The sequence below is a fragment of the Paraconexibacter sp. genome, assembly GCF_059438195.1.
Window position 1 is genome coordinate 1 of sequence record NZ_JBLKKY010000061.1, and the last position, 26279, is coordinate 26279.

At 73.9% G+C, this 26279-nt stretch carries 27 protein-coding genes; 15 read left to right on the forward strand and 12 right to left on the reverse strand.

The window, feature by feature from the left end:
• Window positions 1-871: hypothetical protein (locus ACME2J_RS17475; RefSeq protein WP_495546222.1), on the reverse strand; the 871-nt coding region annotated here is incomplete at its 3' end.
• Window positions 872-953: 82 nt separating this feature from the next.
• Here ACME2J_RS17475 and ACME2J_RS17480 point away from each other — a divergent pair.
• Genes ACME2J_RS17480 through ACME2J_RS17490 form a run of 3 tightly spaced genes read left to right on the forward strand, consistent with a single transcriptional unit; the run spans window position 954 to window position 4137 of the window.
• Window positions 954-2528: a D-glucuronyl C5-epimerase family protein gene (locus tag ACME2J_RS17480; protein WP_495546223.1), complete on the forward strand. Its 1575-nt coding sequence runs from the start codon at window positions 954-956 to the stop codon at window positions 2526-2528.
• A gap of 48 nt (window positions 2529-2576) precedes the next feature.
• Window positions 2577-3770, forward strand: a complete 1194-nt coding sequence (locus ACME2J_RS17485; protein WP_495546224.1) for an ArsA family ATPase — start codon at window positions 2577-2579, stop codon at window positions 3768-3770.
• Window positions 3763-4137: a hypothetical protein gene (locus ACME2J_RS17490; protein WP_495546225.1), complete on the forward strand. Its 375-nt coding sequence runs from the start codon at window positions 3763-3765 to the stop codon at window positions 4135-4137. The genes ACME2J_RS17485 and ACME2J_RS17490 overlap by 8 nt, the downstream gene beginning before the upstream one ends.
• Here ACME2J_RS17490 and ACME2J_RS17495 read toward each other — a convergent pair.
• Window positions 4130-4771 (reverse strand): TetR/AcrR family transcriptional regulator, encoded by a 642-nt coding sequence (locus tag ACME2J_RS17495; protein ID WP_495546226.1) that lies wholly within the window; start codon window positions 4769-4771, stop codon window positions 4130-4132. The two genes, ACME2J_RS17490 and ACME2J_RS17495, sit on opposite strands and share 8 nt — an antisense overlap.
• A gap of 90 nt (window positions 4772-4861) precedes the next feature.
• On the opposite strand from ACME2J_RS17495, the gene ACME2J_RS17500 reads away from it, so the two are divergent.
• The 3 genes from ACME2J_RS17500 (at window position 4862) to ACME2J_RS17510 (ending at window position 8953) form a co-directional block, all read left to right on the forward strand.
• A complete protein-coding gene (locus tag ACME2J_RS17500) occupies window positions 4862-6997 on the forward strand; it encodes an MMPL family transporter (protein ID WP_495546227.1) in 2136 nt (711 codons plus the stop codon).
• Window positions 6998-7058: 61 nt separating this feature from the next.
• Entirely contained in the window at window positions 7059-7832 is a 774-nt protein-coding gene (locus ACME2J_RS17505) for a hypothetical protein (RefSeq protein ID WP_495546228.1), read from the forward strand.
• Complete coding sequence (locus tag ACME2J_RS17510; RefSeq protein WP_495546229.1) at window positions 7829-8953, forward strand: S1 family peptidase; 1125 nt, start codon at window positions 7829-7831, stop codon at window positions 8951-8953. The genes ACME2J_RS17505 and ACME2J_RS17510 overlap by 4 nt, the downstream gene beginning before the upstream one ends.
• A 35-nt stretch (window positions 8954-8988) precedes the next feature.
• Here the strand turns inward: ACME2J_RS17510 and ACME2J_RS17515 are convergent, their stop codons facing one another.
• Window positions 8989-9237: a hypothetical protein gene (locus ACME2J_RS17515; protein ID WP_495546230.1), complete on the reverse strand. Its 249-nt coding sequence runs from the start codon at window positions 9235-9237 to the stop codon at window positions 8989-8991.
• Between the two features lie 59 nt (window positions 9238-9296).
• On the opposite strand from ACME2J_RS17515, the gene ACME2J_RS17520 reads away from it, so the two are divergent.
• The 6 genes from ACME2J_RS17520 (at window position 9297) to ACME2J_RS17545 (ending at window position 16461) form a co-directional block, all read left to right on the forward strand.
• On the forward strand, window positions 9297-10211 hold the full coding sequence (locus ACME2J_RS17520) for an AAA family ATPase (protein WP_495546231.1): 915 nt from the start codon (window positions 9297-9299) through the stop codon (window positions 10209-10211).
• The gene (locus ACME2J_RS17525; protein ID WP_495546232.1) at window positions 10195-11667 is read left to right on the forward strand and encodes a VWA domain-containing protein; all 1473 of its coding nucleotides are present in this window, start codon (window positions 10195-10197) and stop codon (window positions 11665-11667) included. Before ACME2J_RS17520 ends, ACME2J_RS17525 begins: the two co-directional genes overlap by 17 nt.
• 86 nt (window positions 11668-11753) lie before the next feature.
• Window positions 11754-13790 carry an HD domain-containing phosphohydrolase gene (locus tag ACME2J_RS17530; protein ID WP_495546233.1) on the forward strand — a complete coding sequence of 679 codons (2037 nt, stop codon included), beginning with the start codon at window positions 11754-11756 and terminating at the stop codon, window positions 13788-13790.
• Between the two features lie 114 nt (window positions 13791-13904).
• Window positions 13905-14672, forward strand: a complete 768-nt coding sequence (locus tag ACME2J_RS17535) for an ABC transporter ATP-binding protein (RefSeq protein WP_495546234.1) — start codon at window positions 13905-13907, stop codon at window positions 14670-14672.
• Window positions 14672-15418: an ABC transporter permease gene (locus ACME2J_RS17540; protein ID WP_495546235.1), complete on the forward strand. Its 747-nt coding sequence runs from the start codon at window positions 14672-14674 to the stop codon at window positions 15416-15418. Before ACME2J_RS17535 ends, ACME2J_RS17540 begins: the two co-directional genes overlap by 1 nt.
• On the forward strand, window positions 15415-16461 hold the full coding sequence (locus tag ACME2J_RS17545) for an ABC transporter substrate-binding protein (protein WP_495546236.1): 1047 nt from the start codon (window positions 15415-15417) through the stop codon (window positions 16459-16461). Before ACME2J_RS17540 ends, ACME2J_RS17545 begins: the two co-directional genes overlap by 4 nt.
• Before the next feature lie 72 nt (window positions 16462-16533).
• On the opposite strand, the gene ACME2J_RS17550 is transcribed toward ACME2J_RS17545, so the two are convergent.
• Entirely contained in the window at window positions 16534-17463 is a 930-nt protein-coding gene (locus ACME2J_RS17550; RefSeq protein ID WP_495546237.1) for a DNA-3-methyladenine glycosylase family protein, read from the reverse strand.
• Window positions 17460-17798, reverse strand: coding sequence for a hypothetical protein (locus tag ACME2J_RS17555; protein WP_495546238.1), 339 nt, complete (start codon window positions 17796-17798; stop codon window positions 17460-17462). Before ACME2J_RS17555 ends, ACME2J_RS17550 begins: the two co-directional genes overlap by 4 nt.
• A 90-nt stretch (window positions 17799-17888) precedes the next feature.
• On the opposite strand from ACME2J_RS17555, the gene ACME2J_RS17560 reads away from it, so the two are divergent.
• Window positions 17889-18620: a sterol desaturase family protein gene (locus ACME2J_RS17560; protein WP_495546239.1), complete on the forward strand. Its 732-nt coding sequence runs from the start codon at window positions 17889-17891 to the stop codon at window positions 18618-18620.
• Here the strand turns inward: ACME2J_RS17560 and ACME2J_RS17565 are convergent.
• A complete protein-coding gene (locus ACME2J_RS17565) occupies window positions 18557-19729 on the reverse strand; it encodes a GNAT family N-acetyltransferase (protein ID WP_495546240.1) in 1173 nt (390 codons plus the stop codon). The two genes, ACME2J_RS17560 and ACME2J_RS17565, sit on opposite strands and share 64 nt — an antisense overlap.
• Before the next feature lie 14 nt (window positions 19730-19743).
• On the opposite strand from ACME2J_RS17565, the gene ACME2J_RS17570 reads away from it, so the two are divergent.
• The gene (locus ACME2J_RS17570; protein ID WP_495546241.1) at window positions 19744-21066 is read left to right on the forward strand and encodes an aminotransferase class I/II-fold pyridoxal phosphate-dependent enzyme; all 1323 of its coding nucleotides are present in this window, start codon (window positions 19744-19746) and stop codon (window positions 21064-21066) included.
• A gap of 401 nt (window positions 21067-21467) precedes the next feature.
• Window positions 21468-21848 carry an integration host factor, actinobacterial type gene (locus ACME2J_RS17575; protein WP_495546242.1) on the forward strand — a complete coding sequence of 127 codons (381 nt, stop codon included), beginning with the start codon at window positions 21468-21470 and terminating at the stop codon, window positions 21846-21848.
• Between the two features lie 77 nt (window positions 21849-21925).
• Here ACME2J_RS17575 and ACME2J_RS17580 read toward each other — a convergent pair whose 3' ends face one another.
• From ACME2J_RS17580 to ACME2J_RS17605, 6 genes are all read right to left on the reverse strand, one after another.
• Complete coding sequence (locus tag ACME2J_RS17580; RefSeq protein ID WP_495546243.1) at window positions 21926-22393, reverse strand: VOC family protein; 468 nt, start codon at window positions 22391-22393, stop codon at window positions 21926-21928.
• Window positions 22394-22403: 10 nt separating this feature from the next.
• Window positions 22404-22880: a hypothetical protein gene (locus tag ACME2J_RS17585; protein WP_495546244.1), complete on the reverse strand. Its 477-nt coding sequence runs from the start codon at window positions 22878-22880 to the stop codon at window positions 22404-22406.
• An 11-nt stretch (window positions 22881-22891) separates the two neighbouring features.
• A complete protein-coding gene (locus ACME2J_RS17590; RefSeq protein ID WP_495546245.1) occupies window positions 22892-23440 on the reverse strand; it encodes a hypothetical protein in 549 nt (182 codons plus the stop codon).
• Window positions 23441-23473: 33 nt separating this feature from the next.
• A complete protein-coding gene (locus tag ACME2J_RS17595; RefSeq protein WP_495546246.1) occupies window positions 23474-24142 on the reverse strand; it encodes a hypothetical protein in 669 nt (222 codons plus the stop codon).
• On the reverse strand, window positions 24139-24990 hold the full coding sequence (locus ACME2J_RS17600; protein ID WP_495546247.1) for a TlpA family protein disulfide reductase: 852 nt from the start codon (window positions 24988-24990) through the stop codon (window positions 24139-24141). Before ACME2J_RS17600 ends, ACME2J_RS17595 begins: the two co-directional genes overlap by 4 nt.
• A partial coding sequence (locus ACME2J_RS17605) for an MMPL family transporter (RefSeq protein WP_495546248.1) occupies window positions 24987-26279 on the reverse strand: 1293 nt, incomplete at its 5' end. The genes ACME2J_RS17600 and ACME2J_RS17605, both read right to left, overlap by 4 nt.

The window sequence follows — 26279 nt, forward strand, 5'->3', positions numbered from 1 at the left end:
CCTCGTTGAGCTCGGAGATCGTGAGGTCGAGACGCAGCTTCCCGCTCTCGAGGCCGCCGGTCGCCTCCCGCGCGTCCTCGGGGACCTCGAAGTCGATCGCGACGATCGCACGGCGCAGGAGCCGGTCCTCGTTGCCCGAGTAGATCTCGACGGTCGCGGACTTCACCGCCGCGGCGATCTGCGCCCGCTGCTCCTCGGTGAGCTGCGAGGGGACCTCCTCGGCCCCGGCGACGCCGAGATCGCCCGCGCGCGCGAGAAGCGTGTTGATGTCCTCGAGGAAGCGGGGGACGTCGATCCCGCCGGTGATCTTCACCGTCTCGGCGCCCCCGACGTCCTCCGTGCCCGCCTTCTCCGCGTCCGTCAGCCAGCTCAGCGGATCGATGCCGAGGGCGCTGAAGGTCGGTCGCTTCCCGTCGCCGCTGTCGGCGTCGGCCTCTTCCTGCGCCTGCGTGTAGGCGGTGCGAAGGCTCTCGAGCTGCGCGTCGTCGAGCTCGAACGCCTGGCCCTGGAACTCGAGGAAGCCCTTCTCCCCCGTGCTCACCGCGCCCGCGCTGAAGGCCTGGCCGCCCGCGTCGAGCGCGAGCGAGAAGTCGAACGCGGGCAGCTCGCCGTCGCCCCGCCCGTCGAACGGTCCCGTGAGCGCGAGCGCGATCGGCCCGGAGACGTTCCCGAGGCCCTGCGCGTCGAGCGTCAGCTCGAGGTCGAGGTCGCCGCTCTCGACGGGCTCGTCCGAGCCGAAGGTGTCCTTGAGGATCGTCGCGACGTCGTCGTCGGCGGCCTCGTCGCCTCCGCACGCCGCGAGCGCGGTGCCCGTCGCGACGAACGCGAGCAGGGCGAGGAGGACGAGGACAGGGTGACGTGAACCGGACACGGGCAAGGTGAGACTCCTCCGAGGGGTGTTCCTGCAACGGCTCCTGCGACCGCCGCGCGGCGGCGAGCGTAGCATCGGCGTGGTGCGCCTGACCCCGGTTCCGCTTCTCGCGGCCGCCGTGATCGCCCTGCATCTCGCGGCCGCCGCACCGGTCTCCGCCGCCCCGCTGCACGTGCTGTCCGACGACGGCGACGTGACGGTGCGCGAGGACCGCCTCCTCCCTCCCTCCGCGCCGCCGCCCCCGGGCGCGCCGGGCGCCCCCCGGCTGCGCGCCGCGGAGCCCGCTGCGCGCGCCTCCGCCGACGACGGCAAGAAGAAGAGGAAGAAGACCGTCCCCGGTGAGCTCCGCCGACTGCTGCGTGAGGGAGCGATCGACGAGCCGACGCACGACCGCCATCGACGCGACTGGATCCGCGCCCGGCGGACGCTCAAGCGTCTCGAGGGCCGCCGCGAGAAGGAGCTCGGCGCCGCGCTGCGCAACGTCGAGGACGTCGCGGCCCGCGGCGACCTCACCGCCGGCCGGCTCCCCGCCGCCTTCGAGACGATTCGCCGCAACCGCGACTGGTGGGCGAACGGACGGCTCCTCTCCTCGGGTGCCCGCGTGTCCTTCGAGGGCTCGCGGCTCGTGTGGCAGGCGTACCCCGGCCAGGGCCTCCAGATCCAGTGGCTCGGCACCTTCGGCAAGGCCAACGGCCTCTTCCAGAGCAAGAAGCACGACCGCGAGCTCGGCGAGCTCCTCGACGAGGCTCTCGCCCTCGCCGCGCCGCGCGCCGGCGGGGTCGGCTTCGAGTCGTGGTTCCGGTTCGGCAAGGGCCGCCCGCCCTGGGTGAGCGCCCTCTCCCAGGGCACCGCGCTGCAGGCGCTCTCCCGCGCGGCGGTCCGGCTCGGGCGGCCCGGCTACTTCCACGCGGCGCGCGCCGGCCTCGGGATCTTCCGCACGCCGCCGCCCTCGGGCGTCCGGGTGACCACCGACGCCGGGGCCCACTACCTCATCTACTCCTACGACGAGGACCTCCGCGTCCTCAACGGGTTCGTCCAGTCGCTCGTCGGCCTCCGCGACTTCGCCGCCCTCGCCAACGACCCCGAGGGACGCTCGCTCTTCACGACGGGCGAGACGCAGCTCCGGGCCGAGATCGGCCGCTACGACACCGGCGCCTGGTCGATGTACTCGAACGAGCGCGAGTCCGACCTCGGCTATCACCGGCTCGTTCGCGACTTCCTGCGCAATCTCTGCGGGCGCATGCGCGACGACCTCGAGAAGGCGACGGCGCTGGCGGCCGCCGGCACGCCCGTCGCCGGGTCCGTCCCCGACCCCGCGGTCTACTGCGAGACGGCCGAGCGCTTCACGCGCTACACGTCGGAGGATCCGGTCCTCGCCTTCGACGACGTCGTCCCGAGCCGGCCGCGGGCACGCGGGAAGGTCCGCATGCCCTACGAGCTCTCGAAGATCTCCCAGGTGACGACGCGCGTGAGCCGGGACGGCGACCGCGTCGCCGGGCGTCGCACCCGGCTCGGGCGCGGACGGCACCAGCTGCGCTTCACGCCGCGGCGCGCCGGGACCTACCGCGTGACCGTGCGCGCCGTCGACCTCGCGGGCAACGCGACGGAGCGCACGACGGAGATCGAGGTCCGTCGCGCGAAGAAGAAGGACGACTGAGCGCGCCCTCCTCGCCGCCCGGCCCGCCCGGGTATCGTCCGGGCGCTCATGCCGCCGCGGACGATCCTCTACACGGGCAAGGGCGGGGTCGGGAAGACCTCCGTCGCCGCGGCGACCGCCCGCCGGTGCGCAGCCGCCGGCCTGCGGACGATCGTCCTCTCGACCGACCCGGCGCACAGCCTCTCCGACGCGCTCGGCCTGCCCCTCGGCCCGGACCCGCGACCCGTGTCGGGGTCGCTCGACGCCCAGCAGGTCGCCGCACAGGAGGAGATGGAGCGCAACTGGGGCGCCGTGCGCGACTGGCTCGCGCAGATCCTCGTCGAGCGCGGCGTCGACCGCATCAGCGCCGAGGAGCTCACCGTCCCCCCGGGGATGGACGAGCTCTTCAGCCTCCTGCAGATCAAGCGCCACTACGAGACCGACGAGTACGACGTCGTCGTCGTCGACTGCGCACCGACCGGCGAGACGCTCCGCCTCCTCTCCTTCCCGGACGTCGCGCGGTGGTGGCTCGAGAAGGTGTTCCCCCAGCAGGGCCGCCTCATGGACGCCGCCCGGCCGTTCGCCCGCGCCGTCCTCGACGTCTCCCTCCCGGGCGACGAGGCCCTCGACGACGTCCAGCAGCTCACGCGGAACCTCATCGCGATGAACGAGATCCTCCGCGACCACGAGCGCGTCTCGGTCCGCCTCGTCATGAACCCGGACCGCATGGTCGTCGACGAGGCGCGCCGGACGTTCACCTACCTCAACCTCTACGGCTTCCTCACCGACGCGGTCGTCGTCAACCGCGTCTTCCCCGACGGGGTCGGCCCGTACTTCGACGCGTGGCGGGAGCGCCAGGAGCAGCAGATCGCCGACGTCGAGTCGTCCTTCGCGCCGGTGCCCGTCCTGCGCGCCCCCTACTTCGACGAGGAGGTCGTGGGCGCCGCGATGCTCGACCGGCTCGGTGACCAGCTCTTCGACGGCCGCGACGTCGCCGACGTGCTCCACTCGAGCCTCTCGCACGAGCTGGTCGTCCGGCGCGACTCCGCGACGCTCCGCGTCGACCTCCCGCTCGCGGAGAAGGGCCGGATCGGGCTCAAGAAGATCGGCCTCGAGCTCGTCATCCGCGTCGACGAGCACAAGCGCGCGATCCTCCTGCCCCCTGCGCTCGCCGACTACAGTCCCTCGGGCGCGACCTTCCGCGACGGTGCGCTGCACGTGACCTTCGACGGGCCGGAGAGCCCGGTCCCCTCCCATGGCTGACGACCCCGACGAACCGCTCGACGACCTCCGCCGCCGCATCGAGGCGACGCGGGAGGCGGCCGAGCGCCTCGCCGGCGAGGCGGCCCAGGCGCGGGAGGACGTCCGCGCCGGGCGCGAGGCGTCGAACGGCTGGCGGACGCCGCGCGACCACGAGGAGCGCACGTCGGAGCTGCAGACCCTCGTCGCGCTCCTCGAGTCGCTGCGCGGCCTCGTGCCCGCCGAGCTCCAGGCGCAGGTGACCGAGGTGATCCGCCAGGTCCTCCTCCTCGTCCGCGCGCTCATCGACTGGCTCGTCGAGCGCCTCGAGGGGACGCGACGGCCGGCCGCCGCCGGCGGCCCGGACGTCGAGGACATCCCGATCAGCTGACGCTGCGCGGAGCGAGCCAGGCTTCGTAGACGGCCGCGGCGAACGCGTCGTCGTCGGGCCAGGGCAGGTCGGGGTGGTCGTGCGGTCGACGCAGGCTCGCGAAGCCGTGCAGCGTCGACCACACCCCGATCGCGAGCTGCCCCGGATCTCCGGGCCGGGCCTCACCCGCCTCCTGGCAGGCCGTGATCGCCTCGACGAGGTCCTCGAACGCCGCCCGGCCGACCTCGCTGCCCTCGCCGCCGTCCTCCGGTGGGTGGTGCGGCCCGAAGATGACCGAGTAGAGGGCGGGCTCCTCGCGCGCGAAGCCGAGGTAGGCGAGCCCCAGAGCGCGCAGCCGTGCTCGGGGACCCTCGGGGCCGACGCCTTCGGCGGCCGCATGGAGCGCGGCGCGGAAGCGCGTGAAGCCGTGGTCGATGACCGCCCTGATGAGGTCGTCGAGAGACGCGAAGTGGAGGTAGAGCGCCATCGGAGAGACGCCGGCGCGCTTCGTCACCTGCCGGATCGACAGCGCCCCCGCGTCGCCCTTCTCGTGGATGAGCTGGGTCGCGGCCTCGAGGAGCTGCTCCCGGAGCCGCTCGCCCTCGCCGCGGGCGGCGCGGCGGCGACTCGGGCTCGTCTGGTCGGGCGGCGACACGAGCCCATGCTACCGGTCGCTTGACAAGCGTATATCTACGCTTGTATATGTACGGCCGTCCACTGAACCGCCGTGCTGGAAAGGACCTCGATGTCGCCCCTCCTCCGTCGCATCCTCGCCCGTCCGAGGGCGAGCCTCGCCACCGCTGCGGTGCTCGTCGCCGTCGCCGCCGTGCTCGGTGGACCGGTCGTCGGCCTGCTCGGGTCCGAGCGAGGCTTCCTCCCGCGCGACGCCGAGAGCGCCGTCGCCCTCGAGCGCATCGAGGCGGCGCTCGGCACCGGGGCGACGCCCGGCGTCGTCGCCGTCCTCGAGACGGGCGCGCCGGCCGGCAGCGCCGCGGGCCGCGCGGAGGCGAGGAGGCTCGCCGCGGAGCTGCGCGCGGCTCCCGGCATCGTCGCGGCCTCGCCGGGACCCGTGTCCACGGACGGGACGCGCGCCGCCGTCGCCGCGACGCTCGCCGCGGACGCCGACGACGCCGACGTCCACGACGCGCTCGTGGCGCGCTTCGGCGATCGCGAGAACCTCCTGCTCGGGGGCTCCGCGATCGCGAGCACGCAGATGCCCGAGCGCGTCTCCGAGGACCTCGGCCGGGCCGAGATGCTCGCGTTCCCGCTCCTCCTCGTGCTCTCGCTCCTGTTCTTCCGGGGACGTCGCGCCGCGACGATCCCGCTCGCCGTCGGGCTCACGACGGTCCTCGGGACGTTCCTCGTCCTGCGCGGCGTCAACGAGGCCATCTCCCTCTCGGTGTTCGCCCTCAACCTCGTCATCGGCCTCGGCCTCGGCCTCGCGATCGACTACACGCTCCTCCTCGTCACGCGCTTCCGCGAGGAGCTCGGCCGTCTCGGCCGCGACGATCGCGAGGCCGTCCACCTCGCGATCGCGACGACGATGTCGACCGCGGGGCGCACCGTGGCGTTCAGCGCCGCGACCGTCGCGATCGCGCTCGCGACGCTCACGGTCTTCCCGATGCGGTTCCTCGAGTCGATGGGCATCGGCGGCGCGACCGTCGCGGTCGTCGCCGCGCTCGTCGCGCTCGCCCTCACGCCGGTCTTCCTCGCGCTCTGGGGCCCGCGGCTGCGCACCCGCGCCGACGGCGCCGCCGCGGAGGGGCGCTGGACCCGGCTCTCCCGCGGGGTCATGCGCCGGCCCGGCGCGATCGCCGCGGTGACGACGCTCGTCATGGTCGGGCTCGCGCTCCCGGCGCTGCGTGCCGAGTGGACCCCCGTCGACGCCTCGGTCATCCCCGCGGACCTCAGCTCGCGCCAGGTCGCCGACGCCCTCGCGCAGGACTTCCCGCGCGACGACAGCTCGCCGATCGTCGTCGCGCTCTCCGCGCCGGCCGCGGCCGCGACGGACGTGGCGGCGGTCACGGAGCGGGTCGCCGCCGTCGACGGCGTCGCGCGGACGACCGCGCCCGTCGCGATCGCCGACGACCTCTGGCGGCTCGACGTCGCCGCCGTGGGCGCTCTCGAGGGTCCGACCGCGCGTGCCGTCGTCGAGGACCTCCGCGCCCTGTCCGCGCCGTTCGAGGTCGCGGTCGGCGGCGAGGCGGCCGAGTTCGTCGACCAGCAGGCGGCGATCGGCGATCGGCTCCCGATCGCGTTCGGGCTTCTCGCGGCGCTCACGTTCGTCGTGCTGTGGCTCATGACGGGGTCCGTGGTCCTCCCGCTCAAGGCGATCCTCATGAACGTCCTCACCGTGGGGACGACGCTGGGCGTCCTCGTCCTCGTCTTCCAGGACGGCCGTCTCGAGGGCCTCCTCGGCTTCGAGTCGGGCGGCGGCGTCGAGCCGACCGACTTCGTCGTCACGGCGGCGCTCGTCTTCGCGCTCTCCACCGACTACGGGGTGTTCCTCCTCGAGCGCATCCGGGAGAGCCGGCGGCGAGGACTCGGTGACCGCGACGCGGTCGCGTCGGGCCTCGGGCGGACCGGCGCGGTCGTCACCGCCGCCGCGATCCTCCTCGCGGTCGCGATCGGCGCCTTCTCCACCTCGTCGGTCCCCTTCATCAAGCAGGTCGGGGTCGGCGCGGCGGTCGGCGTCCTCGTCGACGCGTTCGTCGTGCGGGCGCTCCTCGTGCCGTCGCTCATGGCGCTCCTGGGGAGCCGGAACTGGTGGTCGCCGGCCCCGCTCGCGCGTCTGCACCGCCGCATCACCGGCGAAGGCCCCGGGACCGACGCCGGTCGGACGCGCCGCGGCGTCGGCGACGAAGCCCTCGCCTCGTCGTGAGCGAGAGGCGCCTCGACGACGTGCGGCGGGCAGGCGCAGGTCCGACCGATACGATCGCCGTGTGTCCGCCCCGGCTTCCGAGACCTCGCGCGGCGCCGCGCAGGGCACGCGGCGCTGGGCCAGCCGGATCGCGCGGTCCTGGCGCTCGCTGCGGCCATCGCAGCGACTCGCGGGCTACGCGGCGTTCGCGATGTTCGCGACGATGTTCCTGCCGTGGTACTCGGAGACCGTCGCGGGCCGCATCGGGACGGGCGAGGCCGCTCGCTTCGACGCCGTGTCCCGTGGCGTCTCCGCCTGGAGCGCGTTCTCGTTCGTGGAGGCGGCGGTGCTCCTCGTCGCGGTCGGGGTCCTCGTCCTCCTCTTCCACCGCGGCGAGGGCAAGGCCTTCCACCTCCCCGGCGGCGACGGCACGGTCATCGCGACCGCGGGCGTGTGGGCGTCTCTCCTCGTCTTCTACCGGCTCCTCGACCAGCCCGAGAACCAGACGCTCGAGGCGGGGATCGCGACCTACGGCCTGCGGTGGGGCATCTTCTTCGCGCTCGCGGCGTGCATCTTCCTCGCGAGCGCCGGCGTGCGACTGCGCAACGCGCACCTCGCCGAGCCGCCCCTCCCCGGCAGCGCCTCGGGCCCGCACCGTCGTGAGCGGCCCCGACGCCGTCCCGCCGAGGAGGCCGCCGGCCGCGATCACCAGGACGCCGGCGCACCGACCCGCGTCGAGCCGTCGGTCCAGCCGACCCGCGTCGACCGCGCGGCCCAGCCGACCCGCGTCCGCCGGGACCCCGACCGCCCGCCCGTCGACGGCGGCGAGCAGCTGAGCTTCGACGAGGACACGTGAGGACGACGATCATCCGCCGCCTCGCCGCGGCGTCGCTCGTGCTGCTCGGCGCCGGCGCCGTCGCCGACCCCGCCGGCGCCGTCGTCGGAGGACGCCCGGCATCGGCCTCCTACCCCGGCATGGCGGCCCTGGAGGTGGGCGGCAGCTTCGCCTGCGGCGCCTCCCTCGTCCGTGACCGTTGGGTCCTCACCGCCGCGCACTGCGTCACGGACCGCGACGACCGCGCGCTGCCCGCGGGCGACCTCGTCCTCCAGCTCGGGACGGCCCGCCGCAGCGTCGGCGGCGAGCGCATCGCCGCGCGCCGCGTCGTCGTCCACGAGGACTACGGCCGCCCGCAGACCTCGAGCAACGACATCGCGCTCCTCGAGCTCGAGCGCGCCCCGCGGGACGCACGGCCGTTCCGCGTCGTGCGCAGCGACGAGCGCGGGCTCTGGGCGGCGGGCCGCCGGGCGACCGTCATCGGGTGGGGCGGGCAGACGTTCCCCGCCCTGCTCGGGGCGACCGACGGGCTCATGGAGGTGGACGTCCCCGTCCGCAGCGACGCCGAGTGCGCCGCGGCCTACGCGGGGACCTTCGGCTGGGACCCCACGACGATGCTCTGCGCCGGCGAGGGCACCGGTGGCCGCGACTCCTGTCAGGGCGACTCGGGCGGGCCGCTCATCGTGCGCGAGGCGCGCGAGCCCGTCGTGGTCGGCACGGTGTCCTTCGGCCTCGGCTGCGGCGTCCCCGGCTTCTTCGGCGTCTACGGGCGGATCGGCGAGCCCGCGCTCGCCGACTGGATCGTCCGCAACGCCGGTCCGGCCGAGGACGCCTCCGACCCGGACGACGGGGACGTCGTCCTCGGCCTCGTCCGCGCCCGCCGCGAGGGTCGCGTCCTCTCGCTGCGGATCGCGGTCCGCCGCCCCGTGCGCGATCTGCGGGTGAGCGTCGTGCGGGTGCGCGGCGAGAGCCGCCACATCGTCGCCCGGACCCGCCGGACCGCGCCGCGCCGGAGCCTCACGGCGAAGGTGCGCCTCCCCGAGTCCGGGCCGCGTCGCCGGCTCCTCGTGCGGCTCCGCGCCCGCGACGCCGACACGGGCCGCCGGATCGCCGTCGACCGCCTGCTGCGCACCCGCGGCTGACGTCGGCGCGGCGCCCCGCGGCGGTGCCGCGGCGCCTATCGGCAGAAGGTCGAGTACTCGCCCTCGCAGTCGCGAGGGTCGCTGGAGTCGTCGTTGTACGCGGCGAAGCCGAGGACGATCATGAGCGCCGTGGCGGCGAACAGAGCGGCGATCCCGACGCCGACGACGCGGTAGCTGCGCGCGATGTGACCGAACACCGCGATGACGACCCCGAAGGCCATGAGACCGAGCACCGGCGCCGCCGGGATGTCGGAGGCGGCGAGGACGAGATGCGCGTGACCCACGAGACGAGGATCCCACACCGGAGAGGCCGGGAGACCCACACCGTTATTGTCCGCCGCCCATGACCGTCGTGAATCCCAGCTCCGTCGAGGACGTCGCCGAGGGCCTGCGCGGCACCGGCTACCTCCCCGGCGAGTCGACCGCACTCGTCTCCTACCTCGCCGCGTCGCTCGGCAAGCCCGTCCTCGTCGAGGGTCCCGCCGGCGTCGGCAAGACCCAGCTCGCGAAGGCGCTCGCCGAGTACACCGGCCGCGAGCTCGTGCGCCTCCAGTGCTACGAGGGCCTCGATGAGGCGAAGGCGCTCTACGAGTGGAACTACCGCAAGCAGCTCCTCCGCATCCAGGCGGAGGCGGACGGGACGGGGTGGACGGCGGTCCACGACGACATCTTCGGCGAGGAGTTCCTCCTCGCCCGTCCGCTCCTGCGGGCGATCTCGAGCGAGCAGCCGGTCGTCCTCCTCATCGACGAGATCGACAAGACCGACCAGGAGTTCGAGGCGATGCTCCTCGAGATCCTCTCGGACTTCCAGGTGACGATCCCGGAGCTCGGCAGGGTCGAGGCGACGACGCAGCCGATCGTCCTCCTCACGTCGAACAACTCCCGCGAGCTCACGGAGGCGCTCAAGCGGCGCTGCCTCTACCTCTGGCTCGACTACCCCGAGCTCGAGCACGAGCTCGAGATCGTGAAGATCCACGCCCCCGAGCTGCCCGAGGCGATCGGCCGCCGGCTCGTCGAGATCGTGCAGATGGTGCGCGACCTCGATCTCAAGAAGCCGCCCTCGATCGCCGAGTCGATCGACTGGGCGCGGGCGCTCATGCTCCTCGGCGCCAAGGACATCGACGCCGACACGTTCCGCGACACGATGTCGATCATCGTCAAGCACCGCACGGACCTCGACGTCGTCGCCGAGCGGGTCGGCGTGAAGCTGCCCGCCCTCGCCCAGCCCGGGAACGGGAACGGTGCCGCCGGTTCCTGACCCCCCGCGCGGGAACGGCGGACGGGGCGGGCGGGCTCCCGACCCCCGCCGCGCCGCGATCCACGCCCTCGGCGACGCGGAGTCGCGGCCCGAGGGGCTCGCGGCGCGGATCCTCGAGTTCGGCGAGGAGCTGCGCGGCGAGGGCGTCAAGGTCGGGACCTCCGAGCTCCTCGACGCCTTCTCCGTCCTCGAGGAGATCGGCTGGACCGAGCGCGAGCGCTTCCGCGAGGCGCTCGCGACGACGCTCGCGAAGTCGCCCGAGGACCGCCGGGTCTTCGAGCTCGTCTTCGACCGCTTCTTCTTCCGCGCCGCCGAGGTCGCCGCGATCGACGAGGGCGTGAAGGAGGAGGGCGGCTTCGAGGACGGGCAGCAGCTCGCCGACCTCGACCTCGAGGACCTCCGCAAGCTCATCGCCGAGGCGATGCAGGAGGGCGACGGCGACCGCATGAGCGATCTGGCACGACTCGCGATCGCCGCGTTCGGGCAGCAGGGCCAGGGCTCCGGCGTCATCGGCGTGGACGTCCAGCGGATCCGCCGCCAGCTCGGGCTGCGCTCCGAGCCCCAGCCCGAGCTGCCCGAGGAGGACCCCCGCCGGGAGGGCCTCCCGCGCGAGGAGATCCGGCGCTTCGAGCAGATGCTGCGGCGCGAGCTCGAGCGGGGCCAGATCGAGCGCACCGAGACCCTCCCTCCCGCCCGGCCCCTCAACGAGATCGACCGCGCGCTGCCGTCCGGCCCGCTCTCGGACCTCGCGGCGGTCCACCGGGTCGTCATGCAGCTGAAGCGCCGCCTGAAGACCCAGGGCCAGGAGATGCGCGGCAGCCGCCGCCACGTCGCCGTCGACGTCCGCAAGACGATGCGCGCGTCGCTGCAGACCGGCGGCGTCCCCGTCGACCTGCGCTTCCGGCCGAAGCGCCCGCGGCGCCCCGAGATCTACGTCGTGTGCGACGTCTCGACCTCGGTCGCGAGCGCCTCGGTGTTCTTCCTCAGCGTCCTGCACGCGCTCCACGACTCGTTCCGCAAGATGCGCTCCTTCGTCTTCATCGAGCGCATCAGCGAGGTGACGGACATCTTCGAGAAGGAGCGCAGCTTCAAGGGCGTGAGCGAGGCCATCGCCCGCGACGCGGGCGTGGCGGACGTGAGCGGCTACACCGACTACGGGCGCGTCTGGCGTGAGCTCCGCGACGAGATCGAGGGCGACCTCCACCCGCGCGCGACGGTCATCGTCCTCGGCGACGCGCGGACGAACGGCCGCGACCCGGCCGCCGACGTCTTCGGCCAGATCGCGCAGAAGGCCGGCCGGACCTTCTGGCTCAACCCGGAGCCGAAGCTCTACTGGAACTACGGCGACTCGGTCATCGCCACCTACGAGGAGCACTGCGAGGCCTTCGAGTGCTGGACGACGGCCCAGCTCGAGGAGTTCGTCAAGGCCCTCACCCGGCCGGTCCGCAGCGCGTAGGAGATCCGCGACACGCGCGGCACCCACCGACATCCGCCGCGGGTGTCGCACTCAAGCCGGTTCTCGTCACGGCCGATACCCAGGCCGTGGCGGTCCTCGCCTCCAGTTCCCCCCGGCCCGCTGCCAGGTCGCTCGCGACCGCCGCGCTCGCGGTCTCCATCGTCGCGCTCGCGGCCTTCGCGACACATGTCGCCGCCGGCGTCGAGGGCTCGGCGTCCGACCAGGTCTTCGACGGGATCGTCTACAACGCGAGCATGCTCGGCGCGTCCTGCGCCCTCCTCCTGCGGGCGATCGGCTCGCCGGTCGACCGAGCGGCGTGGATCGCGATCGGCATCGGGCTCCTCGCCTGGACGGGCGGGGACATCTGGTACACGGTCGCGTTCGGCGATCTCGACGAGCCGCCGTTCCCGTCGGGGGCCGACGCGCTCTACCTCGCGTTCTACCCGGCCGCCTACGTCGGCTTCGTCCTCCTCGCGCGCTCCCGCCTGCGCGGCGTCGGGCCGTCGAAGTGGCTGGACGGCCTCCTCGTCGGCCTCGGCGCGGCCGCCGTCACCGCCGCGGCGCTCGTCGGGCCCATCGTGGAGAGCACGGGCGGCTCGACCGCGGCGATCGCGACGAACCTCGCCTATCCGATCGGCGATCTCGTCCTCCTCGTCGTCGCCGTCGCGATCCTCGCGCTCTCGGGACGGCGACCGGCCACGATGTGGGCGCTCGTCGCCGCGAGCTTCCTCGTCGCCGCGATCGCGGACGCGATCTTCCTCCACCAGATCGCCCTCGGGTCCTACGAGGAAGGGACCTGGCTCGACGTCCTCTGGCCGGGCTCCGCGCTCCTCCTCGCGCTCGCTGCCTGGGCGCCGCGCACCTCGGACGTCGTCGTCCGCCACGAGGGCGCCCGGGTCCTCGCCGTCTCCGGGCTCGCCGTCGTCGCGGCGGTGACGATCCTCTTCGTCGACCACGGCGCCACGGAGGTGAACCTCGTCGCGCGCCTCCTCGCCGTCCTCACGCTCGCGGCCGCCATCGCGCGCGTCACGCTCGCCTTCCGGGACAGCTCGCGGACGGCGCTCGAGAGCCAGCTCATGGCGCGAACCGATCTCCTCACCGGGATCCCGAACCGACGGCGGCTCGTCGAGGACCTCGACGAAGCCCTCGCCGCCGCCTCACGGCAGCGCCCGCGGCTCCTCGTGCTCTTCGACCTCAACGGCTTCAAGCAGTACAACGACACCTTCGGCCATCCCGCCGGCGACGACCTCCTCGCGCGCCTCGCGAAGGAGCTGGCGGCGACCGTCGCGCCGTGGGGATGCGCCTACAGGATGGGCGGGGACGAGTTCTGCGTCCTCCTCGCCCCGGGACGGACGCCCGCCGACGAGATCCTCGCGGCGGCGACGAGCGCGCTCGCCGAGGAGGGGGAAGGCTTCTCGGTCACGGCGTCGAGCGGAACCGTCCTCCTGCCCGCCGACGCCGCCGACGCCGCCACCGCGCTGCGGACCGCCGATCGGCGTCTCTACACCGCGAAGGACGGCCGGCCGTCGAGCGCGAAGCGCCAGCTGCGCAGCGTCCTCCTCCAGGCGATCCAGGAGCGTGAACCCGGGCTCCACCGGCACGTCGCGAGCGTCGCGGCGCTCGCCCGCCAGGTCGGGGAGCGCCTCGGCATGGACGCCGAGGCCCTCGACGTCCTCGAGCGCGCCGCCGAGCTGCACGACATCGGGAAGATGGCGGTCCCGGACGCCATCCTCGACAAGCCGGGACCGCTCGACCGCGACGAGCGGCGCTTCATGGAGCGCCACACCATCCTCGGCGAGCGGATCCTCACCGCGGCCTCCGCCATGCAGCCGGTCGCCGCTCTCGTGCGGTCGAGCCACGAGCGCTGGGACGGAGCCGGCTACCCCGACGGGCTCGCCGGCGAGGACATCCCGCTCGGCGCGCGGATCATCTTCGTCTGCGACGCCTACGAGGCGATCACGTCGGACCGCGCCTACCGCCGCGGAGCCGACCACGCGCACGCGATCGGCGAGCTGCGGCGCGGAGCGGGCTCGCAGTTCGACCCGACCGTCGTGGACGTCTTCTGCGAGGCCGTCGAGGAAGCGCGCCGGCGAGCCGCGGCGCAGGTCGGTCCCGCGGCTTAGTACGCTGGATCCTCGGTGTGAGAACAGGGGAGCTCGCGGAGGCGGGCTGAGAGTGCGCACAGCCGACCTGCGCAGACCCTTCGAACCTGTGGGGTAATGCCCGCGGAGGGAGCGATGACGACGACGAGCGGTGAGCAGGTGGACGCGCACCGGTCCGGCACGACCGGCGTCGCCGTCGACCTCCGCCGGGTCTCGCTCGCGCACCGCCCGCGTCGCGGCCCGTCGGTCTCCGCCCTTCAGGACCTCTCGCTCACCGTCGCCCCTGGTGAGGTCGTCGCGCTCGTCGGCCCCTCCGGGTGCGGGAAGACGACGCTCCTCGAGGTCGTCTGCGGGCTGCTGGCCGTCGACGACGGGACGGCCTCCGGCGAGGAGGCCGCGCTCATGCCGCAGCGCGACCTCCTCCTCCCGTGGCTCACGGCGCTCGACAACGCCGCCCTCGCGCCTCGTCTCGCGGGCGCCTCCCGTGACGCCGCCCGGGAGGAGGCGCGCCCGCTCTTCACGCGCTTCGGCCTCGAGGGCTTCGAGTCCGCGCGGCCCGACGAGCTCTCCGGCGGGATGCGCCAGCGCGTCGCCTTCCTCCGCACGCTCCTCTCGGGCCGGTCGGTCCTCTGCCTCGACGAGCCGTTCGCCTCGCTCGACGCGCTCACGCGTCAGGAGCTGCGCCGCTGGCTCGCCGACGCACTCGCCGCCGAGCCGCGCACCGTCCTCCTCGTGACCCACGACGTCGAGGAGGCGTCCGTCCTCGCCGACCGGGTCGTCGTGCTCTCGCCTCGTCCGGCGACGGTCCTCACCGAGATCACCATCGCCGCCCCGCGCCCGCGCGAGGCCACGGACCCCGCGGTGATCACCGCCCGCGAGGCGGTCATGGAGGCGCTGCGCTGATGCTCGCCGCGCTCCTCGTCCTCGCGGGTCTCGGCGCCTGGCAGCTCTATACGGCGCTCTGGGACGTCGAGGCGCTCATCCTCCCCTCCCCCACGGACATCGCCACGGCGATCGTCGACGACCGGGCGATCCTCTGGGACGACCTCCTCGTCACCGCCCAGGAGGTCGGCCTCGGCGTCCTCTGCGCGCTCGTCGCGGGCGCCGGCGCGGCGGCGGCGCTCCACCGGTCGCCGTTCCTGCGCCGGGCCGTCTACCCGCTGCTCGTCGGCTCCCAGGCGGTGCCGATCGTCATCCTCGCGCCCGTCCTCGTCTTCTGGCTCGGCTTCGGCCTCCTCCCGAAGCTCGCGATCATCACGATCATCTGCTTCTTCCCGGTCGCGGTGACGACGCTGGACGCGCTCGACCGCACCGACCCGGCGCAGATCAAGCTGCTGCGGACCCTCGGCGCGAGCCGCGGCCAGGCGTTCTGGTGGGCGGAGGCGCCGGCGGCGCTCCCCGCGGCCCTCTCCGGCGCCCGCATCTCCGTCGCGATCGCGGTCATCGGCGCCGTCCTGGCGGAGCAGTCGGGATCGAGCGCCGGCCTCGGCCACCTCGTCACGCAGGCGAACGGGCAGCTCGAGACCGAGCGGGCATGGGCGGCGGTCGTCGTCCTCGCCGCCTTCGCCGTCGCCCTCTTCTACGCCCTGTCCCTCGCGGAGCGCCGACTGCTCCCGTGGGCCGACCGACCCGGAGGACCCCCCACATGAAGACCCGACGTCTCCGCCTCGCCGCGCTCGGCGCGCTCTGCATCCTCGCCGCGCTCGGCCTCACCGCCTGCGGGGAGAAGGAGGAGGGCGCGGCCGCCGCGCCGTCGCGCGAGAAGCTCACGCTCGTCCTCGACTACTTCCCCAACGCGGACCACGCGGGCATCTACGCCGCGGAGGCGATCGGAGCGTTCGACCGGGTGGGGCTCGACCTCGACATCCAGGCGCCGTCCGATCCCGCCCTCCCCCTGAAGCTGCTCGCGGGCGGGCGGGCCGATCTCGCGATCAGCTACGAGCCCGAGGTCCTGCTGGCGCGCGACCGCGGGAGCCGCATCGTCTCGACGGGGGCCCTCGTCCAGAAGCCCCTCACGTCGCTCATCTCGCTCCCGAAGGCGGGCATCCGCGGCCCGGAGGACCTCGCCGGCAAGACCGTCGGCACCGCGGGGATCCCGTACCAGTCGGCCTACCTCGAGGCGATCCTCGAGCAGGCCGGGGTCGATCCCTCGGACGTCGAGGAGGTGAACGTCGGCTTCAACCTCACGCCGGCGATGATCTCGGGGCGCGTCGACGCGACGCTCGGCTCGTTCTGGAACTACGAGGGGACCGACCTCCGGCAGCGGGATCGCAACCCGCGCATCATCCGGATGGAGAACGTCGGCGTCCCGACGTACAACGAGCTCGTCGTCGCGGCGACGGAGGAGACGACGCGCAACCGCGGCGCGCTCATCCGCCGGTTCTGGCAGGCGCTGCGCCAGGGGACGGAGGCCCTCCGCGAGGATCCGGACATCGGCGTCGACGCGCTCCTCGAGGCGAACGACGACCTCGAGCGCAAGCTCCAGGCGGCCGTCGTCGACGCGACGCTCCCCGTCTTCTTCCCGGAGGACCCGGAGAACCCCTTCGGCTACCAGGACGTCGAGGAGTGGCGCCGCTACTCGCAGTGGATGCTCGAGCGCGGGCTCCTCGACCGCCCGGCCGAGCCGACGGCCCTCACGAACGAGTTCCTCCCCGGCGCGCCGATCGGCAACGAGCGCGAAGGCCTCGACTGACGTCCGAGCCCGCCGAACCGGATTCCTGCGGCGCCAGGGCGCGCCACGAATCCGGTTCGGCGGGTGGGGGCCTCAGGCGGCGCGGCGCGCCGGCTCCGGCGCGACGCCCGAGAGCGGGGACGGCATGCCGATGAGGTGCGCGCCGGCGAGGCCCCGCCACTCGCCGTAGCGCGCGAGGAGGGCGCGGACGGCCTCCTCCGAGGCGCGGGCGGCGGGGTTCCCCCCGCTCTCGATCCGGCCGACGACCTTGAGGAACCCGAGGTCACCCGCCGGCACCTGGTCGACGCGGCCCTGCCCGGTCGTCGCGAGCATCTCGACCGTCCACGCCCCGATGCCGGGGACCGCGCGCAGGCGCGTCCACGCGCGCTCGTGGTCCGGATCCTCGAGGTCGACCCGGCCCCGGGCGACCTCGCGCGCGACGCGCACGAGCGCGATCGCCCGCGCGGCGGCGAGGTCGCAGGCCTCGAGTTGCGCGGGGGCGAGACCGGCGACGACCGCCGCCGGCGGAGAGTCGCGCAGCCCGGGCAGCGCCCACTCGGGCCCTGGCGTCCCCCAGCGCTGGACGATGCGCCGCTGGATCTCGACGGCGCGCCGGTACTCGATGAGCTGCTCGGTGACCGCCCAGGCGAGCGCCTCGAAGGCGACGGGGCGGCGGCGGATGCGCAGCCACGGGCGCCGCCGGACCGACGCGCCGATGAGCGGGTCGTCCCGGAACCGCTCGTAGAACGGGCGGAGGTCGTCGTCGACGCCGAGCGCCATCCGCCACCGGGCGAGCCCCGTGCGCGCCGCGTCGGGACTCGGTGACCGCGCTCCCATGACGATGCGGTCGGGCGCCGGCTGCGCGGCACGCAGCTCGACGGGCACGTCGTCGACGTGGACGAGCCGCGCGAGGACGCCTCCGCGATGGACGTGGAGGCCGTCCATCGAGCGCCCTGGCAGGCGCAGCGGCCACGGGGGCCGGGCCTCCTCCCGGACCTCGGCGAGGGAGGAGGAGCTTCTCACCGCCGCGCGACGAGATGCACGTCGACGACGTAGGTGCGCGTCTCGACGACCTCGGCGCCGTCCCGGCTGCGCCGCCGCCCGGCGCGGCGCGGGACACCGCGGCCCTTCGCGGCCCGCACGAGGGCGGTGGTCGCCGCGCCGGCGACGATCCCGGTCGCCGCGACGGCCACCGCCTGGACGGCGATCCGGCCGGCCCCGGGGCTCGCGGCCACCCGGTGCTCGGGGGCGGGCTGCGGCGCGAGAGAGGGACCCTCGCCGTCGAGGACCGGCTCGGCGGTCACCTCTTCGACGTCGTCGGCCTCGCGGGCCGTCTCAGAGGTCTGCGGACCGTGCATCGGTCGCAGTGTAGACGCCGCCGAGGACCCTGTGACCAGGACTCGCGCGCGTGTGACGACGCGTCACCGCGAGGGTATATGGTGACCCGAATGGAGACCCAGGTGCACAGCGAAGGGACCCCGACGCGCACCGACGTCCTGCGCGCGTCACCGCCGATGTTCAGCTCGCCGCTGCTGGACAAGCTGACGCGCGTCCACTGGACGGTCGTGCCGGCGATCTTCGTCCCGGGCATCGTCGTCTTCGCCGCGCTCGCGCTCTCCGACGGCTTGTCGGTGCCGGCGTTCGCGGGCCTGCTCGCCGCAGGCTACGTCGTGTGGACGCTCACGGAGTACTGGCTCCACAGGATCGTCTTCCACTTCGAGCCCGAGAAGGGCATCGGAGCGCGTCTCCACTGGATGATCCACGGCGTCCACCACGATCATCCGAACGATCCGATGCGGCTCGTCATGCCGCCGTCGGCGAGCATCCCCCTCGCGACTCTCTTCGCGCTCCTCTTCCAGGCCCTGCTCCCGTTCGGCAGCGCCTGCGCGCTGAGCGCCGGCTTCTTCGGGGGCTACCTCGCCTACGACATGACGCACTTCTACGTCCACCACCGCATCCCGAAGACCCGCTTCGGGAGGATGCTGCGGACGCACCACATGCGCCATCACTTCCAGGACGACACGGCGGGCTTCGGCGTGAGCGCCCCGTGGTGGGACGTCGTCTTCGGCACGGCTCCTCGCTCGCGGCGCGACGCGGCGGGCGAGTCGGGGACGACTCAGTCGGCCTCCGGCGCGGCGGCCTCGGCCCCGGTCGAGCCCGCCTCCCACGCCCGCTCGTAGACGCGGTAGCGCTTCACGATCCTCCCGCCCATGGCCTCCATGGCGCGGTTCATCGCCTTGTTCGTCTCGAGGATCCAGCCCATCTCCCCGCCCTTCTGCGGCGTCGCAGCGGCCATGTCGAAGTGCTCGACGTACATCTTCGCCGCGACGCCGGTGTGCTGGTACTCGGGCTTGACGCCGAGGAAGCCGACGCGGACGCGGTCCATCCGGCGCCCCTTCGTGAGGAACTTCCACCAGCCGAGCGGCAGCAGCCGGCCGTTCATCTGCTCGAGCACCTGATTGATGTCCGGCACCGTGATCGCGACACCGACGGTCTCGCCTTCGGCGGTCTCCGTCACCATGAACCAGTGCTTGTCGAAGACGAGCTGGAGCTCCTGGGCGTACTGGTCGAGATCCTTGTCGTCGTACGGTGAGAAGCCCCAGTTCCTCGACCAGGCGGCGTTGTAGACCTCCTTGAAGCGGTCGATGTCCTTGCGCAGCGAGCGGCGTGACATCTTCCGCAGGCGGATGCCGTGCTTCGACTCGACCTGGTCGGCGAGGTCGAAGAGGATCGGCATCATCTTCGAGCGGTCCGAGACCTCGAGGTTCCACATGAAGAGGTCCATCGCCTTCGCGAGCCCGGCGGCCTCGCACAGCCGCTGGTAGTAGGGCGGCTGCCAGGGCTGCTTGATCATGGGCCGCAGGTCGTGCCCCTCGACGAGGACGCCCGACTCGTCGTTCATCGTGAAGTCGGCAGGCCCGACCATGCGCTCGCAGCCGCGCTCGCGCAGCCAGCTCTCGGCGGCGTCGAGGAGCGCCGGGAGGATCGTCTCGTCGTCCTCGAGCTCGAGGAACCCGAACCAGCCCCAGCGCGAGGAGTGGTACTCGTTGTAGGCGTGGTCGATGTGGGCGGTGAGGCGCCCGACGACCCTCCCGTCGCGCCAGGCGAGGAAGTACTCGGCCTCCCCGTGGTTGAAGAAGGCGTTCAGCCGCCGGTTGAGGAAGAGCCGGCGCTCGAGCCGGAGCGGAGGAACCCAGCGCGGGTGGTTAGCATGCACGCGGTACGGGAGCTCGATGAACTCCCGCAGGTCCCGCCGACTGCGGACGGGACGGATCTCGACGGTCCTCACGCGGAGCACCCTATATGCCCTCCACCTCGATCGACGTCTTCGCGAAGGTCCGCGGACACGAGCGCGCCGAGCAGCTCGCCGCCGCGCGCGAGGCCGACCTCCTCCCCTACTTCAGGACGCTCGACGGGCCCGCGAAGCCGGTCGTCGTCATGGAGGGCGCCGAGCGCATCATGCTCGGCTCGAACAACTACCTCGGCCTCACCGAGGACCCGCGGGTCCTCGACGGCGCGCGCGACGCGCTCGAGCGCTACGGCACCGGCCTCACGGGGTCGCGCCTCCTCAACGGCACGATCCCCCTCCACCACGAGCTCGAGACGGAGATCGCGGACTGGATGGGCACGGAGCAGGCGATCGTCTTCACGACGGGCCACCAGACGAACGTCGGCACGCTCGGCACGATCCTCGCGCCGGGCGACACCGTCGTCGCCGACTCCGGCGACCACGCGTCGATCCTGGACGGGTGCCTTCTCTCGAAGGCGAAGCTCCGCGCCTTCCGCCACAACCGCATGGACAAGCTCGAGCGGACGCTGCAGCGGGCCGCCGGCGACGGCGGCGGCGTGCTCGTGGTCGTCGACGGCGTCTTCTCCATGGAGGGCGACATCGCGCCGCTGCGCGAGATCTGCGATCTCTGCGAGGCTCACGGCGCGCGGCTCATGGTCGACGAGGCCCACGGCGCGGGCGTCCTGGGTCGCCGGGGCGCCGGCACCGCCGAGCTCCTCGGCGTCGAGGGGCGGGTCGACCTCCGGATGGGGACCTTCTCGAAGTCGCTCGCCTCCTGCGGGGGCTTCCTCGCCGGCCCGGCGGACGTCATCGACTACCTGCGCATCCAGTCGCGCGCGTTCCTCTTCACCGCCGCGGCCGTCCCGGCGGCGGTCGGGGCCGCGCTCGCCGCGCTCCGCGTCCTGCGCAGCGAGGACGGCCCGGCGCTCCTCGAGGCGGTCCTCCGCAACGCCAGGCGCCTGCGCGACGGCCTCGAGGACCTCGGCTACGCCGTCGTCGCGCCGCAGCCCGTCCCGGCCGACCTCGCGGCGGGCACGCCGGCGCCGGGAGTGGTGACCGGCCCCGACGGCACGCCGACGATCGTCACGCCGATCGTGCCCGTGCTCGTCGGCGACGACTGGAAGGCCGTGCTCCTCTGGCGCGCGCTCTACGACGCGGGGGTCTTCGTCAACACGGCGCTCCATCCCGCGGTGCCGCCCGGCGGTGCGCTCCTGCGCACGAGCGTGATGGCGAGCCACGACGACGCGACGATCGACCGCGCGCTCGCGCGCTTCGCCGACGTGAAGGCCTCCTTCGAGGCCGAGCACGGGCCGCTGCCGGGCCCGGGCGACCACTGACGCCGCCGTCCCCGCGGGCTCGCGGGCAACCGCGTGGGGCCCGCGCGCGACCCCGAGCGGCGGCCTTCCGGGGCGGTCAGATCCGGTCGTCCTCAGCCGGTGCGACACCTGTTGTAGAAGACCTCGGCCGCGCGTCCAGTCGGCGACGAAAAAAGGCGCTCTGAGCGGTTGTTACGTCCGTTCACACGTTGACCGCCGAACGCCGCCTCACGTAGCTTCCTGGCCGCGCCGAGGTGGACGCCGGGGAGGGGCGGACGGAAGCGTGACCGTCGTTCGACGATGGTCAGCTCACGCTTGCCGAAAGCTCTGCCCGAGGGACCGGAGCCGGGGGCCCGCGAGCGCGCACACGCACAACATCACGACGCGGTCGGCCGTCGGGGGACGGCCGACAGGAGGAAAAGATGATCCGAGAGCACACGACACCAGCGCCACAGCATCTCCGGGCCCTCGCCCGGGCGAACGAGGTGCGCCTCGCTCGCGCGGAGCTGAAGCGCCGGGTGTTCTCGGGGGAGGTCAACGTGGCCGACGTCATCCTCGACTCCCCGTGGGAGGCCGAGTCGATGCCGGTCGCAGACCTTCTCCTCGCTCAGCACCGCTGGGGCCACGCGCGCTGCCGGTCGTTCCTGCAGCGCATCCCGATGTCCGAGACGAAGACGGTCGGGTCGATGACCGACCGCCAGCGCCGCGCCGTCGCCGAGATGCTCGGGGCGGTGATGGACGCCCCGCGCCGCCACGTGCGCGCGTCCGCCGCACGGGCGCTCGAGCCCGCGCTGCTCGCCTGATCCGGTGGCGGGTCTGCGCCGCTCGCGGCGGCGCAGACCCGCCCCCACCTCCCCCGTGACGCGCGCTCCCGCGGCCCTCAGGCCGCAGCGGCGATCTCGATGAGGTGGCCGTCGGGGTCGCGGAAGTAGACCGAGACGAGCCCCGAGCGCTCGAGCACGTCGCTGCACGGCACGCCGGCCGCTTCGAGGTACTCGCGCCACGCGCCCAGCTCGTCGGTCGAGGCCACGTGGAACGCGAGGTGATGGGTCGAGCCGCGCCCGACGACCCCCTCCTCCATCTGCGGGTACTCGAGGAACGTGACGAGCGTTCCGGGCGAGCCCTCCGCGTCGCCGAACCAGAAGTGGCGCGCACCCGGATCGTCGTCGTTGTCGGCCTCGCGCACGAGCGAGAGGCCGAGCAGGTCGCGGTAGAAGGCGCGCGTCCTGTCGAGGTCCGAGCAGATGAGGGTGACGTGGTGGATGCCGAGCAGCCGCATGCGCCGCGACTCCCCCGTGCCCCCCGCTCCCGGGGCGCTCGTGGTCGTCGGATCTTCTGGGCCGCTCATCGCCGAGACGCTACACGCGGAAGCCGAGCCCGCCGGCGCGGCGGGCGAAGGCCGAGCGCGCGACCTGGAAGGCGAGGGCGAAGACGAGCACTCCGACGACGAGGGCGGCGACCGACGGGACGCCGACGACGCTGAGGACTGCGACCGCGAGGACGGCGGCGGTGCCCGCGAGCAGCGAGGAGTGGCTGCGGTAGCCGGCGAAGTGCTCCCGGATGACGAGCTCGAGGGTCGCGACGGAGATGAGCGCGATCCCGATGACGAGCGGCATCGCGTCGCCGCCGAAGAAGCCGACGCCCGCGAGGATCATGCCGAGCAGCACGAGGATCTCGGTCACCGGCACCGGCGCCCACAGGGGCGGCGGCGCCTCGGAGAGCTTCGCCCGCCGATCCACTGGCGTTCCCGGGGTGCGTCGAGGCGCCTCCGTCGGCCGGGGAGGAGGCGGCGTGAGGGTCCCCACGGCGGACCGCTTGCGGCTGCGCTTGCCCATCGGTGTGGATGCTACGGGCGCGGGCGGCCTAAGGGACAGCCGCTCGAGAGCTTCACGTGCCACCAGCCCATCATCATGCCGATGATCCCGAGCCGGGGACGGACCTCCCAGACGCCGCAGCCCCGCTCACCGAGGTCGCGGTTCGGGAGCCGGCGGAACTTGTGGCGCTCGGGGTGCTGGAGCATCTCCTCGAGGAGGGCGCGGTTGCGCTCGTGCTCGGCGCCCGCGAGCTCGATGGTCCGCCGCGCCTCGCGCAGCTTCACGGCGAGGTCGTCGCGGAGCTCCTCGAGCGCGGCGAGCGACAGGATCCGCGGGCCTCTGCGGCCGCGGGGCGCGGCGACCGCGACGTCGATCCCCGGGGTCGTCGGGAACGCGGCGACGAGCGCATCGGCCAGATCGCGCTCGAGGCGAGCGATCTGGCGCCGCAGCGTGCGCCGCGCGTCTCCGTCGCCGTCCCGACCGCGGTCCGGGTCGCGCCGCGGCGGCGCAGGGGGCGCCGGGACGGCGGAGCCGTGCGCTCCGGAGGGGACGAGATCATGTCGATCGTCGATCCGCAGCATCGCTCTCCGTTCGAGACTAGCAGCGAACCCGGGCTACGTCGCCAAAGCTGACGCAGCGGTCCACAGCGCCTCCTCGACGTGGATCGCGGGAACCCCGGCGACCTGGACCGTGAAGATCCGCGCGCGCTGCGTCGCCCGCGATGTCGCGTGGCTCGTCGCGAGGTCGCCGAACAGGACGGCGACGGGCCGGGCGGCGTCGGCGACGACGAGGCGCCCCTCGGGGAGGTCATGGGCCTCCTCCCCCGTGCCGAGGCGCTCGCCCGCCTGCGCCGGCCGGATCCCGAGCGGGCCGTCGACCTCGTCGTCGTCGAGCGCCCAGAGCGGGACCCCCGTCTCGACGAGGGCGATGAGGAGCGACGCCTCGAGCCGCCCCTTCGCCGAGAACCCGCCGCGCATGAGGCGCTCCATCGCCGCGGCCTCCACCGGGGTGCGCGTCGTGTCCGGGTCGAGGCCGATGTGACGGAAGAAGACCCGGTAGGCGTGCGGCACGGGCCGCCGACGGAGGTTGACGGCGTCCGCGCCGCCGAAGCGGTTGCTGAGGAGGCGGAGGCGCTCCCTCAGCTCGCGCGGGCTGCGCCCCGGCCAGGTCGTCTGGACGACGGAGAGGAGCTTCAGCTCGGGGAACTCCTCGCGGACGTCCGTGTCGACCCAGCCCTCGTCGAAGCGAGGCTCGGTGCCAGGCCGGTCGATCGCGGGCGTCACGGTGCGACCGTACCGGGAGCGACCCTCCCCGTCGCAGAGGTCGGCGCGTCCGGGGCGTCGGCGAGGCGTCCGATCCTGCGATCGAGCTCCTCGGCCGAGGGCTCCCCGAGGACCGTGTCGAACGTCGCCCCGCCCTCCTGCAGGAGCGCGAACTGCGGGCAGACCGCGACGCCGTAGAGGTTCGCGAGGACGCCGTCGCGGTCGTAGCCGACGGGGAAGCGCCACCCGCGCTCGCGGACGAGGTCCCGCAGATCGTCGCGATCGCCGCGGATCGAGATCGCGGCGACGTCGACGCCGGGGTGGCGTGACGCGACGCGGTCGAGCGTGTCGAGCGCGCGGACGCACGGGCCTCCGCGCGTCGCGAAGAACACGAGGACGGCCGGCCCGTCCTCGACGAGCTCGCAGAGGTTGAGGACGTCGGGTCCCGTGACCTCGCACGCCGGGATCGACCCTGCCTCCCCGCTGTCGGGCTCGCGCGCGACGTTGACGTCACCCTCGAGGTCGGAGAGCGCGAGGGGCGCCGCGAACGGCGGCGCCTCCTCCCCCTTCTCGAGGCCGGTCGAGGAGATGCCGTCCCCGCCGACGGTCGTGAGCGCGAGCGCCGCGACGGCGAGGACCACGACGACCCCGACGAACCAGCCGTAGCGACTCGCGCCTCGCGGCATGCCCGACGGGTGCACGGGGCGGCGCGACCCGGCCGGTGCGTCGGCGTCCGAGGCCTCGAGCCGGCGCGCCGCCGGGCCCGGAGCACGGCGTCCCGCCCCGGTCTCGCTCTGCCCGTCCTCGTCTCGCGGCTCGTCGTCGTCGAAGCCGAGCGGCCCCTCGGACCCGTCGCGGCCGGACGTCACTCGCCTGCTCCCGCGATCGCGGGCTTGCGGTGGCGTCGCCGTCGCGGCAGCCGCGGGAGCCCCGGGCGCGGCAGCCGCGGGCGGACGGGGACGCGCGCGCCTTCGGGCCGACCCTCGGCGAGGACGAGGACGGCGGGGAGCACGACGAGCACGCCGAGGAGCGAGACCGTCAGGTCGACGACCGTCACCGCGCCGAAGTCGCGGAGCATGCGGATGTCGGAGAGGACGAGGACGGCGAAGCCGGCGATCGTCGTCACGCCGGACGCCCAGACGGCCGCCCCCGTCGAGCGGTAGGTGCGCTCGAGCGCGGCGCGCGGCTCGTGTCCGGCCGCGCGCTCCTGGCGGTAGCGCTCGGAGAGCAGGACGCTGAACTCGGTCGAGATGGCGATGACGAGGGCGCCGAGCGTCACCGACATGGGGTTGAGCGGGATGCGCGTGAGGAAGAGCACGAGCGCCGACCAGCCCGTCGCCATCGCGATCGGCACGAGCGGGAGGAGCGCGCGCCGCCGGTCGCCGAGCGCGACGCGGAGGACGAGCCCGACGACGAGGAGGCCGGCGAGGAGCGTGAGCGCGCGGCGCCACGGCGAGGCGACGGCGGCGTTGGCCTCGGCGGTGAGGACCGGCAGGCCGGCGAGCCTCGCGTCGACCCCCGGCGGCGGGTCGAGCTCCTCGCGCATGATGTCGACGACCTCCTTCTGGCGCTCGAGCGGCATGAGCCGGATGCCGAACGCGAGGTTCGCCTTCGTGCGGTCCTCCGTGATGACCCCCTGGGAGAAGTAGGCCGGCACGGCGTCGAGGAGCGCGTCGATCTGCTCCTCGGTCCGAGCGCCCGAGCCCGTGCGGAAGAGGTCGGGCAGCGAGAAGGCGGGACACAGCTCGACCTCTCCGCACGGCTTCCCGACGGCGTCGAACCGCTCGAGGAGCCGCTGCTGATACGACGTCATCCACGCGACGGTCTCCGGGTCGGTGACGTCGTCGCCGGTGAGGAGGACGTCGATCTCGCCGCCGATCCCCGTCTCCTCCTGCAGCGCGTCGAGATCGACGAGCGCGGGGAGGTCGGCCGGCACGAGCTCGCGGACGTCCGACTCGACGTCGGCCTGGGTGTCGAGGCCCCAGCCGACGACCGCGACGGCGAAACCGATGGCGACGATCCGCACAGGGCGACCGGTCGCCGTCCCGAGGACGCGCGCGGGACCACCGCGGCCCGCGCGGCGCGCGCGCCGCCCGAGGCGGTTGTCGGCGAGGATGTCGCCGGCGCCGCGCGCGGCCGCGACGAACCCCGACGCGGC

Coding starts and splice junctions, on each gene's coding strand:
- ACME2J_RS17540 (WP_495546235.1), top strand. CDS start 14,672: ATGCTCGCCGCGCTCCTCGTCCTCGCGGGTCTCGGCGCCTGGCAGCTC.
- ACME2J_RS17485 (WP_495546224.1), top strand. CDS start 2,577: ATGCCGCCGCGGACGATCCTCTACACGGGCAAGGGCGGGGTCGGGAAG.
- ACME2J_RS17585 (WP_495546244.1), bottom strand. CDS start 22,880: ATGGGCAAGCGCAGCCGCAAGCGGTCCGCCGTGGGGACCCTCACGCCG.
- ACME2J_RS17500 (WP_495546227.1), top strand. CDS start 4,862: ATGTCGCCCCTCCTCCGTCGCATCCTCGCCCGTCCGAGGGCGAGCCTC.
- ACME2J_RS17555 (WP_495546238.1), bottom strand. CDS start 17,798: ATGCACGGTCCGCAGACCTCTGAGACGGCCCGCGAGGCCGACGACGTC.
- ACME2J_RS17520 (WP_495546231.1), top strand. CDS start 9,297: ATGACCGTCGTGAATCCCAGCTCCGTCGAGGACGTCGCCGAGGGCCTG.
- ACME2J_RS17570 (WP_495546241.1), top strand. CDS start 19,744: ATGCCCTCCACCTCGATCGACGTCTTCGCGAAGGTCCGCGGACACGAG.
- ACME2J_RS17490 (WP_495546225.1), top strand. CDS start 3,763: ATGGCTGACGACCCCGACGAACCGCTCGACGACCTCCGCCGCCGCATC.
- ACME2J_RS17560 (WP_495546239.1), top strand. CDS start 17,889: ATGGAGACCCAGGTGCACAGCGAAGGGACCCCGACGCGCACCGACGTC.
- ACME2J_RS17575 (WP_495546242.1), top strand. CDS start 21,468: ATGATCCGAGAGCACACGACACCAGCGCCACAGCATCTCCGGGCCCTC.
- ACME2J_RS17535 (WP_495546234.1), top strand. CDS start 13,905: ATGACGACGACGAGCGGTGAGCAGGTGGACGCGCACCGGTCCGGCACG.
- ACME2J_RS17545 (WP_495546236.1), top strand. CDS start 15,415: ATGAAGACCCGACGTCTCCGCCTCGCCGCGCTCGGCGCGCTCTGCATC.
- ACME2J_RS17590 (WP_495546245.1), bottom strand. CDS start 23,440: ATGCTGCGGATCGACGATCGACATGATCTCGTCCCCTCCGGAGCGCAC.
- ACME2J_RS17580 (WP_495546243.1), bottom strand. CDS start 22,393: ATGAGCGGCCCAGAAGATCCGACGACCACGAGCGCCCCGGGAGCGGGG.